This is a genomic window from Mesorhizobium sp. M1273 (assembly GCF_040318195.1).
Classification (GTDB): Bacteria; Pseudomonadota; Alphaproteobacteria; order Rhizobiales; family Rhizobiaceae; genus Mesorhizobium.
In genome coordinates this window covers 66,838-87,809 of record NZ_JAMYLV010000012.1, presented here as the reverse complement: position 1 = coordinate 87,809, position 20,972 = coordinate 66,838, and the positions used below count along the sequence as shown (strand labels likewise).

At 62.8% G+C, this 20,972-nt stretch carries 21 protein-coding genes; 7 read left to right on the top strand and 14 right to left on the bottom strand.

All coding sequences use genetic code 11. The features are described 5' to 3' along the window. Positions 1–28 precede the first annotated feature (28 nt). Both NKH30_RS15240 and NKH30_RS15235 read right to left on the bottom strand, forming a co-directional pair. Positions 29–1,087: a sugar ABC transporter substrate-binding protein gene (locus NKH30_RS15240; protein WP_352539538.1), complete on the bottom strand. Its 1,059-nt coding sequence runs from the start codon at positions 1,085–1,087 to the stop codon at positions 29–31. Between the two features lie 41 nt (positions 1,088–1,128). Further along, positions 1,129–2,118, bottom strand: a complete 990-nt coding sequence (locus tag NKH30_RS15235) for a TIM barrel protein (RefSeq protein ID WP_352539537.1) — start codon at positions 2,116–2,118, stop codon at positions 1,129–1,131. A 247-nt stretch (positions 2,119–2,365) separates the two neighbouring features. Here NKH30_RS15235 and NKH30_RS15230 point away from each other — a divergent pair, with 247 nt between their 5' ends. Then, positions 2,366–3,844, top strand: coding sequence for an esterase-like activity of phytase family protein (locus NKH30_RS15230; RefSeq protein WP_352996023.1), 1,479 nt, complete (start codon positions 2,366–2,368; stop codon positions 3,842–3,844). 146 nt (positions 3,845–3,990) lie between these two features. On the opposite strand, the gene NKH30_RS15225 is transcribed toward NKH30_RS15230, so the two are convergent. Further along, on the bottom strand, positions 3,991–4,776 hold the full coding sequence (locus NKH30_RS15225; RefSeq protein WP_352815429.1) for a L,D-transpeptidase: 786 nt from the start codon (positions 4,774–4,776) through the stop codon (positions 3,991–3,993). 191 nt (positions 4,777–4,967) lie between these two features. Between NKH30_RS15225 and NKH30_RS15220 the strand changes: the two genes are divergently transcribed. Then, positions 4,968–6,440, top strand: a complete 1,473-nt coding sequence (locus tag NKH30_RS15220; protein ID WP_352996021.1) for an MATE family efflux transporter — start codon at positions 4,968–4,970, stop codon at positions 6,438–6,440. 9 nt (positions 6,441–6,449) lie between these two features. Here NKH30_RS15220 and NKH30_RS15215 read toward each other — a convergent pair whose 3' ends face one another. After that, positions 6,450–7,658 carry an MFS transporter gene (locus tag NKH30_RS15215; RefSeq protein ID WP_352831197.1) on the bottom strand — a complete coding sequence of 403 codons (1,209 nt, stop codon included), beginning with the start codon at positions 7,656–7,658 and terminating at the stop codon, positions 6,450–6,452. 156 nt (positions 7,659–7,814) lie between these two features. Here NKH30_RS15215 and NKH30_RS15210 point away from each other — a divergent pair, with 156 nt between their 5' ends. Beyond that, positions 7,815–8,390 carry a TMEM175 family protein gene (locus tag NKH30_RS15210; RefSeq protein ID WP_023676740.1) on the top strand — a complete coding sequence of 192 codons (576 nt, stop codon included), beginning with the start codon at positions 7,815–7,817 and terminating at the stop codon, positions 8,388–8,390. Between the two features lie 7 nt (positions 8,391–8,397). Here NKH30_RS15210 and NKH30_RS15205 read toward each other — a convergent pair whose 3' ends face one another. Then, positions 8,398–8,679, bottom strand: a complete 282-nt coding sequence (locus NKH30_RS15205) for a hypothetical protein (protein ID WP_023676741.1) — start codon at positions 8,677–8,679, stop codon at positions 8,398–8,400. A gap of 130 nt (positions 8,680–8,809) precedes the next feature. Here NKH30_RS15205 and NKH30_RS15200 point away from each other — a divergent pair, with 130 nt between their 5' ends. After that, positions 8,810–9,682, top strand: coding sequence for an SDR family NAD(P)-dependent oxidoreductase (locus NKH30_RS15200; protein ID WP_352815434.1), 873 nt, complete (start codon positions 8,810–8,812; stop codon positions 9,680–9,682). A 69-nt stretch (positions 9,683–9,751) separates the two neighbouring features. Here the strand turns inward: NKH30_RS15200 and NKH30_RS15195 are convergent, their stop codons facing one another. From NKH30_RS15195 to NKH30_RS15185, 3 genes are all read right to left on the bottom strand, one after another. Then, positions 9,752–10,183 carry a low affinity iron permease family protein gene (locus NKH30_RS15195; protein ID WP_031211766.1) on the bottom strand — a complete coding sequence of 144 codons (432 nt, stop codon included), beginning with the start codon at positions 10,181–10,183 and terminating at the stop codon, positions 9,752–9,754. Positions 10,184–10,353: 170 nt separating this feature from the next. Beyond that, positions 10,354–10,995, bottom strand: a complete 642-nt coding sequence (locus NKH30_RS15190; RefSeq protein WP_352471576.1) for a DapH/DapD/GlmU-related protein — start codon at positions 10,993–10,995, stop codon at positions 10,354–10,356. Between the two features lie 96 nt (positions 10,996–11,091). Beyond that, the gene (locus NKH30_RS15185; RefSeq protein ID WP_254818969.1) at positions 11,092–11,580 is read right to left on the bottom strand and encodes a CreA family protein; all 489 of its coding nucleotides are present in this window, start codon (positions 11,578–11,580) and stop codon (positions 11,092–11,094) included. A gap of 204 nt (positions 11,581–11,784) precedes the next feature. Between NKH30_RS15185 and NKH30_RS15180 the strand changes: the two genes are divergently transcribed. Both NKH30_RS15180 and NKH30_RS15175 read left to right on the top strand, forming a co-directional pair. Beyond that, complete coding sequence (locus tag NKH30_RS15180) at positions 11,785–12,363, top strand: SCO family protein (RefSeq protein WP_352450110.1); 579 nt, start codon at positions 11,785–11,787, stop codon at positions 12,361–12,363. 11 nt (positions 12,364–12,374) lie between these two features. After that, positions 12,375–13,247 (top strand): 50S ribosomal protein L11 methyltransferase, encoded by an 873-nt coding sequence (locus NKH30_RS15175; RefSeq protein WP_352767762.1) that lies wholly within the window; start codon positions 12,375–12,377, stop codon positions 13,245–13,247. A 39-nt stretch (positions 13,248–13,286) separates the two neighbouring features. Here NKH30_RS15175 and NKH30_RS15170 read toward each other — a convergent pair whose 3' ends face one another. Next, positions 13,287–13,466 (bottom strand): hypothetical protein, encoded by a 180-nt coding sequence (locus NKH30_RS15170; protein ID WP_352450114.1) that lies wholly within the window; start codon positions 13,464–13,466, stop codon positions 13,287–13,289. A gap of 200 nt (positions 13,467–13,666) precedes the next feature. Here NKH30_RS15170 and NKH30_RS15165 point away from each other — a divergent pair, with 200 nt between their 5' ends. Next, entirely contained in the window at positions 13,667–15,511 is a 1,845-nt protein-coding gene (locus tag NKH30_RS15165; RefSeq protein WP_352767760.1) for an aminopeptidase P family protein, read from the top strand. Here NKH30_RS15165 and NKH30_RS15160 read toward each other — a convergent pair. The 5 genes from NKH30_RS15160 to ligA form a co-directional block, all read right to left on the bottom strand. Next, positions 15,501–16,391: a LysR family transcriptional regulator gene (locus NKH30_RS15160; RefSeq protein WP_352996018.1), complete on the bottom strand. Its 891-nt coding sequence runs from the start codon at positions 16,389–16,391 to the stop codon at positions 15,501–15,503. The genes NKH30_RS15165 and NKH30_RS15160 overlap by 11 nt on opposite strands. Before the next feature lie 316 nt (positions 16,392–16,707). After that, complete coding sequence (locus NKH30_RS15155; RefSeq protein ID WP_352667125.1) at positions 16,708–17,004, bottom strand: AzlD family protein; 297 nt, start codon at positions 17,002–17,004, stop codon at positions 16,708–16,710. After that, a complete protein-coding gene (locus tag NKH30_RS15150) occupies positions 17,001–17,729 on the bottom strand; it encodes an AzlC family ABC transporter permease (protein ID WP_352996016.1) in 729 nt (242 codons plus the stop codon). The genes NKH30_RS15155 and NKH30_RS15150 overlap by 4 nt, the downstream gene beginning before the upstream one ends. Before the next feature lie 75 nt (positions 17,730–17,804). After that, the gene (locus NKH30_RS15145; protein WP_352996090.1) at positions 17,805–18,539 is read right to left on the bottom strand and encodes a DUF2461 domain-containing protein; all 735 of its coding nucleotides are present in this window, start codon (positions 18,537–18,539) and stop codon (positions 17,805–17,807) included. Beyond that, positions 18,539–20,746, bottom strand: a complete 2,208-nt coding sequence (ligA, locus tag NKH30_RS15140) for an NAD-dependent DNA ligase LigA (RefSeq protein ID WP_352996014.1) — start codon at positions 20,744–20,746, stop codon at positions 18,539–18,541. The genes NKH30_RS15145 and ligA overlap by 1 nt, the downstream gene beginning before the upstream one ends. Positions 20,747–20,972: the final 226 nt, after the last annotated feature.

Below are 20,972 nucleotides of genomic sequence, written 5' to 3'. Positions count from 1 at the left end.
CCCAAGGCCGGCACCTGCCGGCCCTGCTCTACTGGCCCGCTGCCGCGTCCTCGAGCAGCGCCTTGCGCACGGCGTCGCCGGCGCCAGAGTAACGGTCGGCATTGTCCTTGGTGATCAGCGCCTGCGGCGTGGCGACGACGCGCGGCAGCTTCTGCCCGGCCACCAGCCGCAGCGCCGATTCCAGCGCCACCTCGCCGGTCAGCACCGGGAACGAATCGACGGTGCCAGTCAGCTCGCCGGCGCGGATCGAGGCATAGGCGTCGGAGATCCCGTCGGTGCCGAAGACCGCAACCTTGTCCTGCAGCCCGGCAGCCTTGACCGCCTCGACGATGCCCAGCGCCATGCCGTCATTATTGGCATAGAAGCCGATCAGATCGGGGTGCTGTTGCAGGATGTTGGTGGCCGCGTCGTAGGAGGTCTGGCGATCCCAGTTACCGGGGACGCTGGCGACGACGTCGAACTTGCCGGCCTCGGTGATCGTTGTCTTGAAACCATCGGTGCGCTGGACGGCGGCGTAGACGCCGGCCTGGCCTTCGACGATGGCGACCTTGCCGCCGTCCGGCCGGTTCTTGATGAACCATTTGGCGACGCGCACGCCGTTGTCGCGCTGGACATTACCGACATAATGCTCGGCCTGCGGGATGACCGCGTCGTTGACGTTGACCACCGGCACGTTGGCCGCCTTGGCCTGTTCCATGATCGGCTGCAGGTTGGAGTCGGTCTGCGGCGAGACGAGCAGCACGTTGTAGCCCTGTGTGACCAGGCCTTCGGCGATGGTGAGCTGACCGAGCTGGTCGCCCTCGCTCTGCGCTGCCTGGTAGACGACGGGCACGCCGGTGCGGTCGCCGAACGACTTGTAGCCCTCTCCCAGCGAGCGCCAGTATTCATTGGTCAGCGTCTTGGAGACCGCACCCGCCTTGGTACCCTCGGGCAGCTTGGGGAACGCACCGAACCTGGCCTCGAGCTGCGACCAGTCGATGCGATCCTTCTCGGTGTCGGAATTGAGCGGCGCGAGGTCCGCGGAAAAAGCCGAGCCGATGGACAGCGCCATCAGGGCAGCGGCAGCGGTGGCAAGTAGAAATTTCATGATCTTCCTCCCTTGTTGAAAAACGGTCTATGCCGCCGGCCTCAGCTGTCCGGCCCGAGCATGGCTTCCTGGATGATGGCCTGCGAGGCGACCGCGTCCTGACGGTCGACGGCAGTGGACAGGCGATTGTCCTTTTCCAGCCGATCGACGAAGCGCAGCATGCGCTTGACAGTCGCGATGTTGACTTCGCATTCGTGGACCGGGTCGAGCCCGGTCATGTCGGGGAACGTGTCGAAGTAGATGGCGCCGGCATAGCCGTCTCGACGGATCTGCCTGAGCAGCTCGATCGTCTGCAGCGTATGCACGGCCCCGACCATCAGGCCGTCGTCGCGCTTGGCGTAGCCGTCGTTGAGATGCACGCCGAGCAGCTTGCTGTGTCGCGCCACGAGTGCTGCGGCAAAGGCCGGCTGCTCGTCGGCATAGAGCACATGGGCGAAATCGAGCGTCACGCCGAGATTTGGCAGGCCGATCTCGCGGATCGCCAGCAATGTAGTCGCCGCATCTGGCATCAGGCTGTAGGAGCGCGGCTCGTTGGGTTTGTATTCAAGGCTGATTTGGCAGCCCGGATCATGCGCCGCAACTTCACGAATGCCATCGATTTCGTGTTGCCAGAGCGCTGCGTAGTCCACCTGGAAGGCATAGTCGAAGCCATCCTGCCCGAGCCACAAGGTCATCAGGCTGGCGCCCGCCTCGCGGGTGGCGTCGATGCCGGCCTTGGTCAGGTCGATGGCTTCGCGGCGAATGGCAGGATCCGGGTTGGTGAAGGCGCCGAGCTTGAAAGCCGGATTGGAATAGTAGCGCATGGCGAAACCATTGATGGAAAGCCCGATATCGCCGAGTTTGCGCGCTATTTCCGCAGGCTTTTCATCGACATGGTCGGGGTAGTTGAGGTCGAGATCGGTCAACTCCGCAACCTTCGCCGCACGTGCCGCCATTTGCAGCATGGACGGTTTGCCGACAAGATCGGGCCACTCGGACTGTGGCCGCGAGGCAAAGGAATTGAGGCGGGTGGCGAAACGATAGGCAGTCATCGGGGACCTTTCATTGTCATAACTTTACATTATAACGATTATTTGTAAAGTTGTTAATTGCTCGCTCGGCGACGACGAATTCGCCATACCCAGGCCAGTTGCGACCACGGGGGACAAGCAAGCGCGGCACTGTCACGCAAGTATCATGTTCGCGTCCTAGATCGCTTCTCCGAAGGCTTTCGCGGCATCCTTGATGCGACGCGGCGCTTTTTCAGATCCCGGCAGCTTTGTCTCAAAGAGGATACCCATGAAAAACCTGCACCGAACCGCGTCCCTCGCCGTCGCGCTGGCGATGTTCACCGCCTTGACCCCGGCCTTGGCAGAAAACGCCGCGACCGTCGGCGGCGTCAGCTTCGTCAACAAGGGCATGGTCGGTGTCGGCCGCATCCCGGCCAGCCAGAAGGACAAGTTCGGCGAGACGTTTGGCTCGGGCTCGGGCATGTCGATCGACGCTGCCGGCTGGACACATGGCGCCGATGGCTACAAGGGCTCGCTATGGCTGCTGCCGGATCGCGGCTACAATGTCGTCGGCACCACCGATTACCGTCCGCGCCTCAACACGATCGCCATCGAGTTCGCCCCGATCGCGCCGGGTGCGGCACCGGCCACCGGCCAGGAACAATCGGGCCTCAAGGCGACGCTTGCAGACACCATCCTTTTGACCGACGACAAGGGTACCGACGCAACCGGCCTCGATCCGCTCAACGGCGTGCGTGCCGCGACCGACGACATGCCGATCCTGCCCGAAGCCAACGGCAAGCTCGCGCTCGATAACGAAGCGATCGCGCGGCTGCCCGACGGCACGCTGTTCATCTCGGACGAATACGGTCCGAACATCTACCGCTTCTCCGCCGATGGGCGTCTGATGTCGGCAACGCAGCCGCCGGCGGCGCTTGTCCCGATGCGTCACGGGACGCCAAACTTTGCTTCCAACAATCCGGGACTTGGCGCGGCAGACCCAGATCCGAAGGATCCCGAAACCGGCCGTCAGAACAACCAGGGCCTCGAAGGCATGGCGCTGACGCCGGACGGGAAGTTCCTGATTGCCGTGCTGCAGTCGGCCCCAAGGCAGGATGGCGGCGATTCCGCCTCGACGCGTCAGAACACGCGCGCGCTGGTCTACGATGCCTCGGATCCCGGCCAGCTCAAGCTCGCGCATGAATATGTCGTGCCGCTGCCGGTGTTCACCGATGCCAAGGGCAAAACCAAGATCGCCGCGCAGAGCGAAATCGTGGCGCTGTCGGACAAGACCTTCCTGATGCTGGCGCGCGACAGCGGCAATGGCCAGGGGCTGAAGGGCGACACCTCGCTCCACCGCGAGATCAGCGTCGTCGATCTGTCTGCGGCAACCGATGTCGCCGGCACAGAATTCGACAAGGACAAGCCGCTGGCGCCCAAGGGTGAGCTCGATCCATCGGTGACGCCGGCCAAGCTGACGCCGCTCATTGACATCAACGACAAGACCGAGCTCGGCCGCTTCGGGCTGCACAATGGCGCGCCCAACGACCGCAACAACCTTTCGGAGAAGTGGGAGGCGATGTCGGTGGTGAGCGTCCTCGATCCGACACTGCCCGACGACTATTTCCTGTTCGTCGCCAATGACAATGACTTCCTCACGCAGGACGGCTTCCAGGTAGGCGCGGCCTACAAGGCCGAGGATGGCGCCGATGTCGACACCATGTTCCTGGTCTATCAGGTCACGCTCCCAGGCCTCGCCAAGAAGTAGCGGCACCCATACAGGCGGACGCGCGGAACGCGTCCGCCTGAGCTGGCGCGATTGAGCGGTCGTGCCCTTCAGTTGCGGCTCGCCCGCGCAAGGACGGTGTCCCAGTGCGTTGCAAAACCTGCGACTGACGATCCAGTCGAAGGCACTTACCTCAACATCTCCGCGTCCTTTGGCACGCCGGCATCGATCGGCTCGGCCGTCCTGTTCGACACGGCGGCGATCTTCCCGGCGGCCGACAGGTTCGGGCGCACGAAGACCGGCGCGACGCCGTCGACGCGGCTGTAGAGGTCGATAATGTCCTGATTCATGAAGCGCACACAGCCGGAGGAAGCGTTCTTCCCAATGGAATCCCACTCCGGCGTGCCGTGCAGCCTATACATCGTGTCCTTGCCGTCACGGAAGAGATACAGCGCGCGGGCACCAAGCGGGCTCTGCGGGCCGGGCGGCATGCCGTCCTTGTATTTCGCCAGTTCCGGCCGGCGTTGGATCATTTCCGGCGGCGGCGTCCAGACCGGCCACTTCTTCCTCGCCTGAACCACGGCGCTGCCGGTCCATCCGAAACCGGCCTTGCCGAGGCTGACGCCATAGCGAATTGCCTTGCCGCCGTCGCGCACCAAATAGAGGAAGTGCTCGGAAGTATCGACGACGATCGTGCCGGGTTTTTCTCCAGTCGGGTCGGCCACGATTTGACGCACGAATTTCGGATCGACCTTGGCTACCGGGATTGCCGGCAGTTGATAGCCCTCGTCGATGCGCGCGCCATACATGCTTGCGGCATCGCCGAAAGCCGGATCGCTTGGTGCCGCGGGCACCGGCGCCGCCACGTCCGTCGTAGTGCACGACGAAAGAGCCACGGAGGCCGCGCCCAGAGCGGATGCACCAAGAAAGGCGCGCCGGTTCAGGCGCTCAAAAAACAACGGAATATCGGACATGAGCCCCCCGGCCTACCCATGAGATCCAGGAAAATGCGGCCCCACGCGTGCGGGATCAATATACGATTCCGGAAGGTTGAGAAATGCTTAGATCAAGGCACGCCAGGCGGAATTTACAGCGCCGCATCGACCTCTCCCGTTAAATCGGCAATCATTGCGGACTCAGACAAGCCTTCGCCGAGTTGCCTGCCATGGACGACAACATGCCCCCGCGCCGGCAGACCGGCGACCTCACCAGTGGGCCTATCCCGCGCACCCTGTTGCTGTTTGCCCTGCCGGTGCTCGGCTCCAATGTGCTGCAGTCGCTCAACGGCTCGATAAATGCCGTGTGGGTCGGCCGTTTCCTCGGTGAAGCGGCGCTGACCGCCACGTCCAATGCCAACCTCGTGCTGTTTCTCATCCTCGGCACCGTCTTCGGCATCGGCATGGCGGCGACCATCCTGGTCGCACAATCCGTCGGCGCTCGTGACCTGCCCGAAGCCCGGCGCATCGTCGGAACCAGCGCCACCTTCTTCTTCCTCGTCTCGGTGGTGTTCGCGGTCTGCGGCTGGATCTGGGTCGATGCGATCCTCGATGCGCTCGGCACGCCGGCCGACGCGTTGCCGCTGGCGCGCTCCTATCTGCGCATCATCTTCCTCGCCGTGCCGATGATGAACCTGCTGTCCTTCGTCATGACGGTGCTGCGCGGCGCCGGCGATTCGCGCACGCCTTTCCTGTTCATGGCGCTGGCCGTCGTGCTCGACGTCGTTTTGAACCCGTTGCTCATCCTCGGCATCGGCCCGTTCCCCGAACTCGGCATCGCCGGCTCGGCCACCTCGACGCTGATCGGCCAGACGGTAAGCGTGGTTGCCATCCTGATCGTGCTTTATGCGCGCAAGCACCCGCTGCGGCTGGCCGGCGCTAATCTCGCTCTGCTGCGGCCGGACCCGGCGCTGCTGCGCATCGTCGTCTTCAAGGGCGTGCCGATGGGCCTGCAGATGATCGTCGTTTCGGCCGCGGCGCTGACGGTGATGGGCATGGTCAACTCGTACGGCTCGCAGGTCGCGGCTGCCTACGGCATAGCCGCACAGCTCTGGACCTATATCCAGATGCCGGCGCTCGCCATCGGCGCCGCGGTGTCGTCCATGGCGGCGCAAAATGTCGGCGCCAGGCGCTGGGACCGGATTGGACGCATCGCCACCTCCGGCGTCGGCTTCAACCTTGTGCTCACCGGGATGCTCGTCGCGCTGCTGTTCGTATTCGATCGCGCGGTGCTCAGCCTCTTCCTTGGCAGCGACAGTGCAGCAATCGACATCGCCACTCACATTAACAAGATCGCGTCGTGGTCCTTCATCCTGTTCGGCATCACCATCGTGCTCTTCGCCACCGTGCGTGCCACCGGCGCGGTGATGCCGCCGCTGATCATCCTGGTGATCTCGGTGCTGCTGGTGCGCACCAGCTTCGCCTATTTCTTCCGAAGCGTGATCGGCGAGGAAGCTCTGTGGTGGAGCTTTCCGGCTGGCTCTGTAACCTCGCTCGTGCTGGCCGCGGCCTATTATCGCTTCGGCCGCTGGCGCAGCCTGCACATGATCGAGAGCCGGCCGGCTGCCGGCGAACCGCCGGATACCGGCCTCGGCGTACCGCGCCAGCGCGCGCACCTTTCGCCCGAGACACCGAACGGCTGAAAGGTCGGCTCAGCGCGCGTATTTCGCGCCAAACCCGAGAGCGACCAGGGAAAAGACGACAATCATGCCGGCAAAGGCCAGGCTTGCCGCGGTCGCACCTGCCACCGTCGACAGAACGCCGATGCCGATGACCGGCAGCGCGTTGCCGCAAAAACAGCAGATGAAGAAGGCCGAGACGACTTCGGCGCGCCGGTCCGCCGGCGCGATCTCGTTCACCACTTGCAAGCCGCCGCGATAGCCGAGCGCTGCCGCCACGCCGCACAAGGCGGTGCCGGCAATCATTATGGTCATCGAGGCGAAGACCTGCGCCGCAACAATCAGCGCGACGGTTGGGATCATCAGCGCAAGCGCCGCGAACATCGCGGCTCGGCTCGAAAGACGTGCCGTCGCTACAATGGTGGCGGCCGTCACGATCGCCAATTCAAAGAACAGAGCGCCGGCTTCGGCATGGTTGGTTACCTGCAGTTGCTGCGCCAAAATGCTCGGTGCGAGTGCTGCATAAAAGCCGACCAGCGCCATTGCGCCAAAGCCGGTCACCGCCGGCGCAACGAAATTTGCGCGGATGGCATCGGGCACGGAAAGGCGCGGCCGCATCGAAACGTCAGCCAGTTTCCCCGGCCGCGAAACGGTTTCCCGCGTGCGCCAGACCAGCAGGGTTACAGTCGCGAGCATCGCCAGGTAGACGACGAATGTCAGCCTGAGCGGCCAAGGCGCGTATTCGGCGAGCAACCCGGCTCCCAGCGCACCGAGGCCGAGGCCGAGAAAATTGGTGCTGGTGGCAATCGTCGCCGCCTGTGACTTGTCGTCGGTCGGGAGCAATTCGGCGAGCCAGGCGGTGCCGGTGCCCGCGCCGACGCCGATTCCCAGTCCGCTCAGAATTCGGGCGATGTCGAGCCATGCGACATTTTCGGCGAACAGGAAAACCACCGCGCTGACCACGGCCACCGCCATCCCGGCCAATGCCATTGGACGGCGCCCGATGACATCGGACACACGCCCCAACATCAGCAGCGCCGCCAGATTGCCGATGACATAGACGGCGTAGACCAGCGTCAAAGTGATCTGTGAGAAGCCGAAGACCTGCTTGTAGATGATGTAAAGCGGCGTCAGCGCCGTGCTGCCGGCGAAAAGAGCCGCGATCATAGCGGCCACGGTGGCCGCTGCAGCGCGGCCGCCGAGTTCGTAATCGCGCGTCATGACTTGAGCGTGAGCGGTCATTTTTTCGACCTTTTGCTGTTCGGGATCTGACATCCTAACGCCTTTTTCGCGTCAGCCGTTCCCCCTCCCCGGCTTGCTCCTGACAAGTTTGGCAGCTTTGCCGATGGCGCTGAGCGAGATCCTCTTTTAACTTCAGCGGATTGTCAGGGGAGATTCATGGGCAAGGGACGAGTCGAGGCATTCACCGATGGCGTGGTCGCCATCATCATCACCATCATGGTGCTGGAATTGAAGGTGCCGCATGGCGAGGATTTTTCCGCGCTGGCACCACTCTGGCCGATCTTCCTCAGCTATGTGCTGTCCTTCATCAATGTCGGCATCTACTGGAACAATTTGCACAACATGTTCCATACCGTGCAGCGGGTCGACGGCCGCGTGCTGTGGGCGAACCTCAACCTGCTGTTCTGGCTATCGCTGATGCCGGCGACGACAGCCTTCATGGGTGAGAACCATTTCGCGCCGGTGCCGGTTGCTGTCTATGGCGTCGACCTAGCGCTCTGCGCCATCGGCTTCAACATCCTCACCATGGCCCTGCATCGACTGCACGGCAACGAGACTCTCTTCGCCAGGGCGTTGGGCAATGACCTCAAGGGAAAGATCTCGCTGGTCCTCTATCTTTCCGCCATCGCGCTGACCTTCGTCAATCACTGGATCGGTGTCTCGATCTATGTCCTGGTGGCGATGATCTGGTTCGTGCCGGACAGACGCTTCGAGCGGCTGATCGAGAAATAGGCCCCGTCTAGCCTCGCATTGCTTTCAGCTTTTCCGCTACCGAAGCGGCAAGGTCGGCGTAGCGCTCCTCCAGCCGCTCGGCCGCCTTGATCACTGAAAAATCATGGCCGAATTTTTCCAGCGCCATACGCAGCTTTTCGACGAATTCGGCCTGTTTTTCGAGCGCCGAAAACAGCGTCATAACTTGCGCTTCGCTGATGTCGGGATTGGCGAGCATCTGCGGTACCTCGCGGCTCATCTGGTCGCCGGTGGCGGTCTGTTCTTTCAGGATCTCGATCCAGTCGGTCAATCGTCAGGTCTCCTTTTTCGATATCAGCATGCGCAGCGCCCGCCGATGCGGTCAACCCGAAGATGCCGGGACCGGCTTGCGCGAGCCTTTTTCCGCGCTAAGTTCGCCGCGGCCAGAACAGGAGAAAATCATGACCACCGACGCCGAGATCCAGACCGCCCTGCCTGCACTTGCCTCCGGCAATGTCGCCGTCATTACCGGCGCGGCCAGCGGCATCGGCCTTGCCGCCGCCAAACGGCTGGCGGCGATGGGCATGAAGATCGTGCTGGCCGATATCGGCGGCGAACGCCTTGATGAGGCTGCCCGCGCCGTCGCTGCTATCGGCGGGCAGAGCGCCGTACTTGCCGTCGCCACCGATGTCTCGAAGGCCGAAGACCTCGACCGGCTGGCCGAACGGACATCCGGCACTTTCGGCGACGTGTCGCTGCTGATGAACAATGCCGGCGTCGGCAATAACCCCGGCAAGCCCTGGGAGAACCGTGACGCCTGGAAGCGGCTGCTGGACATCAATTTCTGGGGTGTCGTCCATGGCGTAGAGGCGTTCGCGCCACGCATGCTGGCGGCGGGAAAGCCCGGCCTGATCGTCAACACCGGCTCCAAGCAAGGTATCACCACGCCGCCCGGCAACCTCGCCTACAACGTCTCCAAGGCTGGCGTGAAGACCTATACCGAGGGCCTTGCACACGCGCTGCGCAACGAGCCCGGCGCCAATGTCGCGGCGCATTTGCTCATTCCCGGGTTCACTTTTACCGGCCTGACCGAAGGTGCGACCGAAAAGCCGGCCGGCGCCTGGACCGGCGAGCAGGTCATCGACTTCATGCTGGCCTCGCTGCTGCGTGGCGATTTCTACATCCTGTGTCCCGATAACGAGGCGACCCGGCCCATGGACGAAAAGCGCATGGCCTGGGCAATTGGCGATATCATTGAGAACCGTCCTGCTCTGTCGCGCTGGCATCCGGACTACAAGGATGCTTTCGCGGCATTCATGACACGCAGCGCATGATCCCGAACCGAAGATCACCAGAGCAAAGAATCGGATCCGATCTTCGCAGGTATGCGCCGGACCTTTATATCACGCCGCTGCGTGCTTCTTCGTGTTCCGCTTCTTCGCCATGGCTTTCTCGGCTGCCAACTCGGCAAGCTTCTGATCATGCCGCTTCGCTGCCTGTTCGCATTTCTTGCGGATCTCTTCGACCTCGGTCTCAGTCAGGTGTTCGATACCGATGAAGGTGTTCTGGGCTGTGCTGACCCGGATCAATTCGTCGAGCTTCGCCTGGATCGCGGCGCCATCGCGGTTCTGGGTGTTCTGGATGAGAAACACCATCAGGAAGGTGACGACCGTCGTGCCGGTGTTGATGACGAGCTGCCAGGTGTCCGAAAAGCCGAACATCGGCCCGCTTGCCGCCCAGACGACGATGATAAGGAAACAGACGGCAAACGTCGGCGGCAGGCCGGCAAAATGGGCGACGTTGTTGGCGATCCTGGTGAAAAGCTTCTCAATCATTCAAACTCCCTCAACAGCCGGGCGACGAACCCGGACGGAAGCCGAGTTCATTGTGTCTGCAGAAACAGTTGGCAGCCGCTCCTGGTTCCCTCGTGGCGGAAGATCGCGGGTACATTGTTGGAGGAGCAGATCGCGCAGGCCGTCGGACCGCTTGCAGATACGCCCCGAAGTCAGGGGGCGCCGTTTTCCCAGCGGTCGAGGAAAGCCTCGATGGGCAAGGCCTGCATGTCGGGGACTGCCCTGGCCAGTTTCTCGACCGGCCAGTCCCACCAGGCAAGACGTTCGATCCGGGCCGCAGTTCCCGCGCTGAAGCGCTGCCGCAATGGCGTGGCCGGAACGCCGGCGACGATTGCATAGGCCGGCACGTCGCGCGTCACCACCGAGTTGGCACCGACGATCGCGCCATTGCCGATCGCCACGCCCGGCATGATCACGGCGCCATGGCCGATCCAGACATCGTGGCCGATGCTGACGGCTCTCGCCCGCCGCCGGTCGCGGAATGCCTGATCGACACCCAGCCAGCGGAAGTACTCGTTGGGCCGATAGCTGATTTTGTGCTGCGTCAGCCGCTCGACCGGATGCTCCAGCGCATTGATGCGGCTGTTGGCGGCGATCGAGCAGAATTTGCCGATCGTCGTATAGATCGCCTCGGCGTGGCGCTCGAAGTAGGAAAAGTCGCCGACCATCACCTCGCGCAGGATGACGCGCTCGCCGATCGACGCATAACGTCCAAGCTTGCACGCCTTCAGCTCCGCCGTCGGATGGATGCGCGGCTCGGGATCTTTTAGGACAAGGTGTTCAGGACGGTCCATGCGGGCGCTTTACGCCCGCGCGCATAGTCTCGCAAGCCGAGTGCAGCGCCGCGCATCCGTTTGGACGCGCCAAGGACCCCGTAGCACCTTCAGTCTCTATTTCGGCTTGCCGCTGGTCCACACCACGTTCTGGCCGTAGAGCGGCACGGTGGTGACCGACATTTTTGCCGAGCCATCCTGCACCTGGCGCGAATGCGACAGGTAGATCAGCGTCTCGTTGGCCTTGTCGTAGATGCGGTTCACCACCTGCTTTTTCCAGATCAGGCTGATGCCTTGCTTGAACACCTCCTCGCCGGCCTCGCTCATGTCGATGTCGCCAATGGTGATCGGCCCGGTCTGGCGGCAGGAGATCGAGGAATCGGACGGGTCCTCGAACCAGTTGCCTTTCTGCAGGCGGTCGATCATGCCACGGTCGAAATAGGAGACGTGGCAGGTCACGCCCTCGACCTTCGGATCCTTGATCGCCTCGACGATGATATCGTTGCCGAGCCAATCGACGCCGACCTTGCCGACTTCCTCGGCGGCGGCCGCGCCGGCGCCAATGACCAGGCATGCGGCTAACGCACCGCCAATCAGTTTTCGCAAAGAGGCCTCCTGCGGTTCGAATTTGCCGACCTCAGGTGGGACGAACGGCAGCGCTTTGCAAGCAGATCGCCTCCCACAGGATTGCCGGTTGCGGCAACGCGACATCTTTGCGTCGGCGCGACCGAACCGCTAAGAGTGTTCGCCAAGCCAGGGCCTTCACGGCGCCAACCCGGCGCCCGATGGAAATAACGACGGACTTCACTGATGATGCGTTCAATTCTGGTCGGTATTCTCGTCCTGATGGCCGCTGGCATCGGCTGGCTCACCTTCGACTGGTACCGCGGACATTATGGCGGCGAGCCGTTCGGAGCACCGTTCACGCTGGTCGACCAGAAGGGCGCGCCGGTCACCGAAGCCGCGTTTCGCGGCCACCCCAGCGTGGTCTTCTTCGGCTTCACGCACTGTCCGGAAGTCTGCCCGACCACGCTTTTCGAGTTGGCCGGCTGGCTGAAGACGATGGGCGACGACGGCAAGAACCTGCGTGCCTATTTCGTTACGGTCGACCCGGAGCGCGATACGCCGGAAATCATGAACACCTATGTCAGCAATTTCTCCGATCGCATCCTCGGCATATCAGGCGATCCGGATAAGGTCCACGCCATGGCCAAGTCCTTCGGCATCTACTGGAAGAAAGTCGACACGAACGACGGCGACTACACGATGGACCACACCGCTTCGGTGCTGCTGCTCAATGCCAAGGGCGATTTCGCCGGCACTATTGCCTATGGCGAAAGCCCGGACGCCGCCATCGCCAAGCTCAAACGGCTGGCGGCGGAAGGTTGACACATCCGGTAATGACGCAGACGCGTTTGTATTTCACCGCGGGCAAGATCGAGGCTGATCGCATCTTCGCGGCGCTCGGTGCGGCGTTCGACGATGAGGGCCTGCCGATTGCAGTGCTCGAGGTCGACGAGGACCGCGACATCCACGAAGTGTCGCTCTATGCCGGCGACGACGTCGATGCGGTCGAGGCGCGGCTCAGGGATGTACTTGCCGGACTGTCGCTGTCGAAGCCTATAGCGCGCGAAACGCTGCCCGACATCGACTGGGTGGCGCGCTCGCTGGAGGGATTGAAGCCGGTGCGGGCCGGGCGCTTCTTCGTCCATGGCGCGCATGACCGCAGGAAGCGCCACAGCGGCGAAATCGCCATAGAGATCGAGGCCGGCCTTGCTTTCGGCACCGGCCATCACGGCACCACCGCCGGCTGCCTCGAAATGCTGGAGCAGGTCGTACGGCGCGAGCATCCGCGCAACGCGCTCGACCTTGGCACCGGCAGCGCGGTGCTCGCGATCGCAGTGGCCAGGCTCGCGCATATACCGGTGCTGGCGACCGACATCGACCCGGTCGCCGTCAAGGTGGCCGCCGCCAATGCGCGGCTGAACCACGTCAAGGGGCTCGTCGAAACAGTGACGGCGCCCGGATTCCACCACCCGATCTTTGCCGCGCGCGCGCCCTTCGACTTGATCGTCGCCAACATATTGGCGCGGCCGCTGATGCGCCTGGCGCCGCAAATGGCGGAGCATATCGCGCTCGGTGGCTCGATTGTTTTGTCGGGCATCCTCGAGCGCCAGCGCGATGCGGTAATCGCGGCCTATGTCGGCCAGAAATTCCGGCACGTCCGCACCTTGCACCGCGAGGGCTGGGTGACGATTCACCTCAAGCGCTGAGGCGCGACGCCTTCAACGCAAGCCGGAATCCGCTCGGACTTAGCGCGAGTTCGCCGCTTTCTTCAGCTGTTCGCGATCGTAGCCGTGAGCTTTCAGCGTTTCGTCGTCAAAGCCAAGCAGAACGCCGCTTACATACCGGCTCGCTTCGCGCTGGCGAGCTTCGATCAGCGCTTTCACAGCGTTTTTGAAAAATCCGCGTCTAGGTGAAATCGTGGACATGACGGTCTCCTTTGCAGGGCAACAGGACTTTTCCTCCACATTAAGAAGGTAAGCTCCGCTGACGCTTTTTGAAATCGTCGATTCTGCATGGCGTCCATGCGCAAAGAGACACGCAGCAACCGGGAATGATCGGTCCGAAAATCGATTCCGATTTTCGAAGTCATGCGCTACGGTCGCGCCAGCATTCGAGGAGAGCCGACATGTTCCAGACCTTCGATTCCGCCGGCGATCCGGCCGTTGGCAAGCCGCGCGTGGCAATGCTGCGCCAATGGTTGGCGGCGAACGGGCTGGATGGCTTCATCGTGCCCCGTGCCGACGAGCACCAGGGCGAATATGTCGCCGACCGCTCGGCACGGCTGAAATGGCTGACCGGCTTCAGCGGCTCGGCCGGCGTCGCCATTGTGCTTGGCGAGCGCGCCGTCATGTTTGTCGACGGGCGCTACACGCTGCAGGTGCGCCAGGAGGTCGACCTCGACATCTTTTCGATCGAGAGCCTTGTCGACAACCCGCCGGCCAACTGGATCAAGGATAATCTCGGCAAGGGCGTGCGGTTGGGCTTCGATCCGTGGCTCCATACGATCAGTGACGTCAAGGCGCTGAAGGCCTCGGCCGAGAAGTCCGGCGCGACTTTGGAGCCGCTCGAACAAAATCCAATCGACGCCATCTGGCAGGACCAGCCCGGGCCGCCACTGGCGCCGGTCGAGATCCACCCGATCGGCTTTGCCGGCGAACTGGCCAAGGACAAGCTGGTGCGGCTGGCAGCGGCCATCGAGAAGGACGGCGCCACCCATGCCGTGCTGACCGACCCCTCCTCCATTGCCTGGGCGTTCGACATCCGTGGCGGCGACGTACCGCACACACCGCTGGCGCTCGGCTTTGCCGTGCTCGCCGCCGACGGCTCGCATCTGCTTTTCATGGATCAGCGCAAGTTTTCGCGCACCGTCGCGGCCTACCTGACGCAGCTCGCCGAATTGCACGACCCAGGTGAATTCGAAACGGCAATCGTCACCCGGGCCAAGGGCGGCGCAAAAATCGCGCTGGACCCGGTTCTAGCGGCGGACAAGCTCAGGATGCTGGTCGAGGATAATGGCGGCACCGTCATTGCCGTGCCCGATCCGGCCCGCATTCCACGCGCAACAAAGAACAAAGCTGAGATCACCGGCGCACGCGCCGCACATCGCCGCGACGGCGCCGCGGTCGCCAAGCTGCTGTGCTGGCTCGACCGCCAGAAGCCCGGCACGCTCGACGAAATCGCCGTTGTCACCAGGCTTGAGGAGACGCGCCGTCAGACCGGCGAAGAAACGCAGATGCCGCTGCGCGACGTATCGTTCGATACCATCTCCGGCGCTGGTCCTAACGGCGCCATCATGCACTACCGCGTCTCCCGCGCCACCAATCGCAAGCTGGGGGATGGCGAGCTGTTCCTGCTCGATTCCGGCGGGCAGTACCAGGACGGCACCACCGACATCACCCGCACGGTTCCGATTGGCGCGCCAACCGAGGAGATGCGCGAGCGCTTCACGCTGGTGCTGAAAGGCATGATCGGCATCTCCATGCTGCGCTTCCCCCAGGGCACGCGCGGCTCCGAAATCGATGCAGTGGCGCGCCTGGCGCTATGGAGACACGGCTGCGATTTCGCCCATGGCACCGGGCACGGTGTCGGCTCCTATCTTGCCGTGCACGAGGGCCCGCAGCGTATCGCCAAGACCGGCACCGAAAAGCTGCTGGCCGGCATGATCGTCTCCAACGAGCCCGGCTATTACAAGGAAGGTTCCTACGGCATCCGCATCGAGAACTTGATTCTGGTGACACCGGCCGAGGCAATCGAGGGCGGCGACATCGCCATGCACGGCTTCGAGACTCTGACGCTGGCGCCGATCGACAAGCGGCTGGTCCGATCGGACCTTTTAACCCGCGACGAGTTGCATTGGCTTGACGAATACCATGCGCGCGTACTGGCCGAGATCGGACCGATGCTCGACGGCGAAACGCTGGCCTGGCTGGAAAAGGCAACCGCGCCGCTGCCGCACGACTTCAAGCAATAGCCGCGGCGGCAACGCCGGTTGACAGGCTTTGCTCCGCAAGCAGTCCCTGCAAAGCGGTGACGTTGGGAGAACCGGCTCCCTTGCGCCAGAACAACACCGTGACGGCATTGTCTTCGTCACCGGGCAGTTCGTGCAGCTTTAGCCAGCGGCTTTCCGGAAAACCCGAAAGCACGCTTTTCGGCATCAGCGCTATGCCCATGCCAGCCACCACGCAACCAAGGATGGCATGGTATGAACCAAGCTCGATGGTTTTCTCGGCCATGAACCCTCTACGCGCGTACCATTGTTCCAGCCGCTTGCGGTGCGGGCAGCCGTGCTCGAAGGCTATCATGGTTTTGGGCATGTCCAGGTGGTCTTCGACCGAAACGCGCGATGCCGCCGAGACAATGACCAGCTGCTCGTGGAATGCCGGCAGCTTTTCGAACGGAACGTCGGCGATCGGCTCGGCGGCGAAGGCTGCATCGAGTTCGCCGGCAAGCATGGCGGTCGCGAGAACCTGCGGATTGCCGGTGCGCAACTGGATTTCCACTTCGGGATAACGTGCGTGATAATCGGCGAGCAGACAAGGAAGCCGTGCCGCGGCCGTGCTCTCCATGGCACCTAGGCGAAGCGTGCCGCGCGGGCGTGGATCGAGCATCGCTATTCGCGCCTCCTCCGCAAGCGCCAGCAGCCGATCCGCATAGCCGACCAATTTGTGGCCGGCCGGCGATACGTGCAGGCGCTTGCCCTCCCGGATAAACAGCTGCACGCCGAGATCCTCCTCGAGCTGCCGGATGCGTGTGGTCACGTTCGACTGCACGCGAAACAGTTTTTCCGCCGCCCTGGTGATTCCGCCCTCGCGCACCACCGTGCGGAAGATGCGCAGATCGGCCAAATCCATACATCTCTCCTGGAGAACATAACGATCTTAATTATTCATTTTAACTGATTATGCCTTTCCCGTAAATCGCCGGTGTAGCTGCCGATCAACACGGCAAACCAGGGGAGATGGAAATGTCGCGTGAGCCCTTCGGCATCCAGCCGATCGATCTAAGCGCATTGACGCCGAAGCAGCGCGAAGCGCTCTATAGCGACGCCGTGCGTGGCGCCCACCAGGAGAGAGCGGAGGCGATCCGGCTGAGCCTGTCGCGGGTCGGCGCGGCAATAGTCGCTGCGGTAAAGCGCATGTGTGCTCTCGCCGCCAAAGCAAAAGTCGATCAGCCGACGAGCTGCCGCGCGAGGATCAGCACGGCAGCACCCGCCAGGAACATCGCCATCAGGCCGCCGCGCAGTGAGACCAAGCCGGCAACGATCAAGGCTGCCCATTCCGCCGGCCCGGCGCTGAGCGCCGCCGGCGCCACCAGCGTGGTCAGCACCGCCGCCGGCACGGCGCTGAGCCCGGCTTCGACGCGCGGATGGATATGATCGAAGCGGGAGATCACCAGATGACCGCCGATGCGGGTCAGATAGGTCGCGATCGAAGCGGCGATGATGATCCACAAGGTCGTGCTCATGGCCGTGCCTCCACGCCGCTGTGGCGGGGCGGCAGGATGACGGCGAGCAGCACGCCCGCCAGCGCACCTATGGAGACATGCCAGGGCGAGCCGACCGTTTTGTATGCAATGATGGAGGCGGCAGCGCTGGCGACGACCACCGGCAGCCACAGAGGCCGCTTGCGGAAGCTCATGACCAGGCCGAGAAAATAGATCGGCAGCAGGAAATCGATGCCCAACGCATCGGTGTCGGGAATAAGCTTGCCGAACATCGCGCCGAGCGCGCTTTCGATGATCCAGAACAAATAGACCGGCAGCCCAAGCCCCATATACCAGGTGAACCCGACGGTCTCGCCGGCCTCAGCCTTGCGCTCGGCCACCGCGAACTGCGGATCGGTCAGCACAAAATAGCCTATCGCCTGCTGCACCAGTGGCCAATGCGCAATGCGCCGGCCGATGCCAGCCGAATAGAGCACATGGCGAAAATTCACCGCGAAGATCGACAGCACGATCAGCCACGGCGCGACATGCTGGCCGAACAGCTCGATGCCCACCATCTGGCTGGCGCCGCCGAACACCGTTGCGCTCATCAGGAACGCTTCGAGCACGGAAAACCCGTTGTCGACTGCGAGCGCACCGAACAGCAATGCAAACGGCGCCGACGCCACCACGACGGGCATGCTGAGCCGCACGCCGTCCCAGAAATCGCTTTTCGCTCCGTTTTCGGAGATTGCTTCCGCCGACATCGATCGCTCCTTGGGAACGGCCGTATGTAGAGAGAGCGGCCCGGCTTGTCACACCAATTTGCTTGAGGCAAACGATCAGCGGAAATGATGGCTGAAGCGTCGCGGCAAGCTCGCTTCCGAGCCTAGCGCGGCGAAGCCTTCGATCGCCCTGCCCCAGTCAAGCAGCGGTTTTGCCCGCATGACGAAGTCGACGAGTTCGTCGACCAATCCAGCTCCGTAGATATCCGCCGGCTCGATTGCGTGCCGGACGGCAAAATGCCGGTTGCGGATCGCGGCAGCGAGTTCGGGCTCGGCGATATGCTCGAAGCCGCGCGGCGTGCGCTTCATGCAGCCGTCCGGGTCGAGCTCGAGGCCGTTCTTCTTCAGCGCCGCGACGAGGCTGCGGAATTCAGCGGGCCGCTTCGCGATCGCGTTGCGCAGCGCCAGCAATAGCTCCGGTCCGGGCTGCCACCAGGCAATGGCGGCAAAGCAGCGCTCGAGCCCGATATGGACGTAAAACACGCCCTGTTCCATCTTGGTGCCGTCGGGCGAAAGGATCGCCGACAAATGCCGGTTATAAGGCCGTTTGTCCTTGGCGAAACGCACATCGCGATTAATCCGGAACAGCGACTTCTTGCGGTCGCCGCGCAGGCCGAGCCCCAATGCCATGAAGCGCTCGGAGAGCGTCTCGACCAGATCGCCGAAGGGATCGCGCAGGTCGCGTTCGAAAAGGTCGCGGTTTTCCAAAAACCACTCCCGGCTCTGATGAAAATCCAGCGCCTTGAGGAAGGGAATGGCCTTTTGCCCAAAACCGTTGAACGCAGCCGCCATCACCCGCCCTTGCCGATCCGCTGCAACCACGTGTCCTCGTCGATCACCTCGATGCCGAATTTGGTCGCATCCTTCAGCTTGGAACCGGCGCCTGGCCCTGCCACCAGGAGATCGGTCTTCGCAGAGACCGAGCCGGCGACCTTCGCGCCGAGACGTTCAGCCATAGCCTTGGCCTCGGGGCGCGTCATCTTTTCCAGCGTGCCTGTAAACACGATTGTCTTGCCGGCGACCGCACTATCGGCTGAGACGTTCACAATGTACGGCTTCGGGTGGACCTGTGTGAGCAGCGCTTCAAGTACGGCGTCGTTGCGTTCATTGCCGAAGAAATCGCGAAGCGCGCCTATCACCGTATCGCCGATGCCGTTGATCGAAGGAAAAACGGTGTGTGGATCGGCTGCCGCTGCTGTCTCCTTGCCAATGCGGATCAACTCCTCAATCGTCGAGAAGGTTCGGGCGAGCACAGCGGCCGTCGTTTCGCCGATATGGCGGATGCCCAGCGCAAAGATGAAGCGATCAAGTTCCGGTTCGCGGCGGGCGTCGATGGCAGCGAAGAGCTTGTCGAGGCCGTCATAGTTGCGTTCCTCGACGCTGCGTACATTCTTGCGCGTTTTGCCCGATGCGGCCTCGCGCTGCCTGGCCTGCTCCTCCCGTCGCTCCGCCAGCGCCTTGGTGACGGCGGGACGGCGGTCCCGGAGGGTGAAGATATCGGCGGCAGTCTTGACCAACCCGGCATTGAAGAACAGGTCTATGTTTTCAGCGCCCAGGCCTTCGATATCCATGGCGCCGCGCGACACAAAGTGGCGTAATCCTTCCACGGCCTGCGCGGGGCAGATCAGCTCGCCGGTGCACCGTCGGCGGGAATCCTCCTTGCCGGTCTTCTCGTTGATCTCGCGCGTTGCGGGTGAGCCGCAGATCGGACATTTGTGCGGGAATTCGTAGGGCACGGCATCAGTCGGCCGCTTGTCGGCGACGACACTCACGATTTGCGGAATGACGTCCCCTGCCCGCTGGATGACCACCGTGTCGCCGATACGCACGTCATAGCCGTCGCGGATCGGCTGGCCGTTGCTGTCCAGACCCTTGATGTAATCTTCGTTGTGAAGCGTGACGTTTTCGACCACGACGCCGCCGACCGTGACGGGTGTAAGCCGGGCAACGGGCGCCAGCGTACCGGTACGGCCCACCTGAATGTCGATCCTGAGCACGGTTGTCATCGCCTGTTCGGCTGGAAATTTGTGGGCAATGGCCCAGCGTGGTTCGCCAGTGACGAAACCCCATCTGCGCTGCAATTCCAGCTGGTCGACCTTGTAGACGACGCCGTCGATGTCGTAGCCCAGCGATGAGCGCTGGGTCTCGATTAGGTGATAGTGCGCGACCAGTTCCTCGACCGATCTTGCCCGGACCATCAGCGGGCTGACCTTGAATCCCCACTCCGCGAATTTTTGCACGGAATCGTATTGGGTCGGAGCTGGATCCTTTGAAGTATAGCCCCAGGCGTAAGCAAAGAATTTAAGGTTGCGGCTGGCGGTAACTAACGGGTCCTTTTGGCGGAGCGACCCGGCCGCCGTGTTACGCGGATTGACGTAATCCTGGCCGCCTATCGCCGCCGAACGTTGCTTCAGCGCCTCGAATTCCGCGTAGGTCATATAGACCTCACCGCGTATTTCGATGACCTCGGGCCAGTCCGATCCCTTCAAGGTCTTGGGAATATCTGCGATGGTCTTGAGATTGGCGGTGATGTCCTCGCCGACGACGCCGTCGCCGCGCGTTGCTCCCTGCACGAACACACCGCCTTCATACCGCAGGGAAGCCGATAGCCCGTCGATCTTCGGCTCCGCCGTGAAGGCGATGTTCAGATCCTTGTCGCGATCAAAGAATCGCCGGCCCCGTTCTATGAAGTCCGCGACGTCCTGGTCGGTATAGGCCTTGGCAAGGCTGAGCATCGGCACCGCGTGGCGCACCTTGGCAAAACCTTCCGCCGGCGGCGCGCCGACCCTGCGTGAGGGCGAATCCTCGCGCACAAGATGCGGGAACCGCTGCTCGATGGCGAGGTTGCGCCGCGTCAGCGCGTCATATTCCGCATCCGTGATTATCGGCGCGTCCTCGCCATGGTAGCGCCGGTCGTGCTCGGCGATCTCCTGCGCCAACCGCTTCAACTCGCTTGCCGCCTCGCTTTCGCTGAGCGAATCGACTGGTTTTTCGTCCATGCACTGCTCCCTCCACGGTGGCGCGACACAATAGAACAGGATTTTCTCATGAGGGAGAGACCAGACACAGAAAATCATTCCTGAACAGCAGGATGGCGCCATACCCTGACTCAGGTCACGAGCGCCGGAAACGAACTCGCCTGGAGCAATTCCAGGAAAAGTGTGAAACGGTTTTCCGTCCGGAACTGCGCAGAAACAAAGAGGTAGAGCGGTTCGGCGTTTCGGT

Bases quoted from the DNA above. Each gene is read 5' to 3' on its own strand.
- NKH30_RS15165 (WP_352767760.1), top strand. From the start codon at position 13,667: ATGTTCCAGACCTTCGATTCCGCCGGCGATCCGGCCGTTGGCAAGCCG.
- NKH30_RS15215 (WP_352831197.1), bottom strand. From the start codon at position 7,658: ATGACCGCTCACGCTCAAGTCATGACGCGCGATTACGAACTCGGCGGC.
- NKH30_RS15200 (WP_352815434.1), top strand. From the start codon at position 8,810: ATGACCACCGACGCCGAGATCCAGACCGCCCTGCCTGCACTTGCCTCC.
- NKH30_RS15240 (WP_352539538.1), bottom strand. From the start codon at position 1,087: ATGAAATTTCTACTTGCCACCGCTGCCGCTGCCCTGATGGCGCTGTCC.
- NKH30_RS15155 (WP_352667125.1), bottom strand. From the start codon at position 17,004: ATGAGCACGACCTTGTGGATCATCATCGCCGCTTCGATCGCGACCTAT.
- NKH30_RS15230 (WP_352996023.1), top strand. From the start codon at position 2,366: ATGAAAAACCTGCACCGAACCGCGTCCCTCGCCGTCGCGCTGGCGATG.
- NKH30_RS15180 (WP_352450110.1), top strand. From the start codon at position 11,785: ATGATGCGTTCAATTCTGGTCGGTATTCTCGTCCTGATGGCCGCTGGC.
- NKH30_RS15190 (WP_352471576.1), bottom strand. From the start codon at position 10,995: ATGGACCGTCCTGAACACCTTGTCCTAAAAGATCCCGAGCCGCGCATC.
- NKH30_RS15235 (WP_352539537.1), bottom strand. From the start codon at position 2,118: ATGACTGCCTATCGTTTCGCCACCCGCCTCAATTCCTTTGCCTCGCGG.
- NKH30_RS15220 (WP_352996021.1), top strand. From the start codon at position 4,968: ATGGACGACAACATGCCCCCGCGCCGGCAGACCGGCGACCTCACCAGT.
- ligA (WP_352996014.1), bottom strand. From the start codon at position 20,746: ATGGACGAAAAACCAGTCGATTCGCTCAGCGAAAGCGAGGCGGCAAGC.
- NKH30_RS15210 (WP_023676740.1), top strand. From the start codon at position 7,815: ATGGGCAAGGGACGAGTCGAGGCATTCACCGATGGCGTGGTCGCCATC.
- NKH30_RS15150 (WP_352996016.1), bottom strand. From the start codon at position 17,729: ATGTCGGCGGAAGCAATCTCCGAAAACGGAGCGAAAAGCGATTTCTGG.
- NKH30_RS15160 (WP_352996018.1), bottom strand. From the start codon at position 16,391: ATGGATTTGGCCGATCTGCGCATCTTCCGCACGGTGGTGCGCGAGGGC.
- NKH30_RS15195 (WP_031211766.1), bottom strand. From the start codon at position 10,183: ATGATTGAGAAGCTTTTCACCAGGATCGCCAACAACGTCGCCCATTTT.
- NKH30_RS15175 (WP_352767762.1), top strand. From the start codon at position 12,375: ATGACGCAGACGCGTTTGTATTTCACCGCGGGCAAGATCGAGGCTGAT.
- NKH30_RS15170 (WP_352450114.1), bottom strand. From the start codon at position 13,466: ATGTCCACGATTTCACCTAGACGCGGATTTTTCAAAAACGCTGTGAAA.
- NKH30_RS15145 (WP_352996090.1), bottom strand. From the start codon at position 18,539: ATGGCGGCTGCGTTCAACGGTTTTGGGCAAAAGGCCATTCCCTTCCTC.
- NKH30_RS15225 (WP_352815429.1), bottom strand. From the start codon at position 4,776: ATGTCCGATATTCCGTTGTTTTTTGAGCGCCTGAACCGGCGCGCCTTT.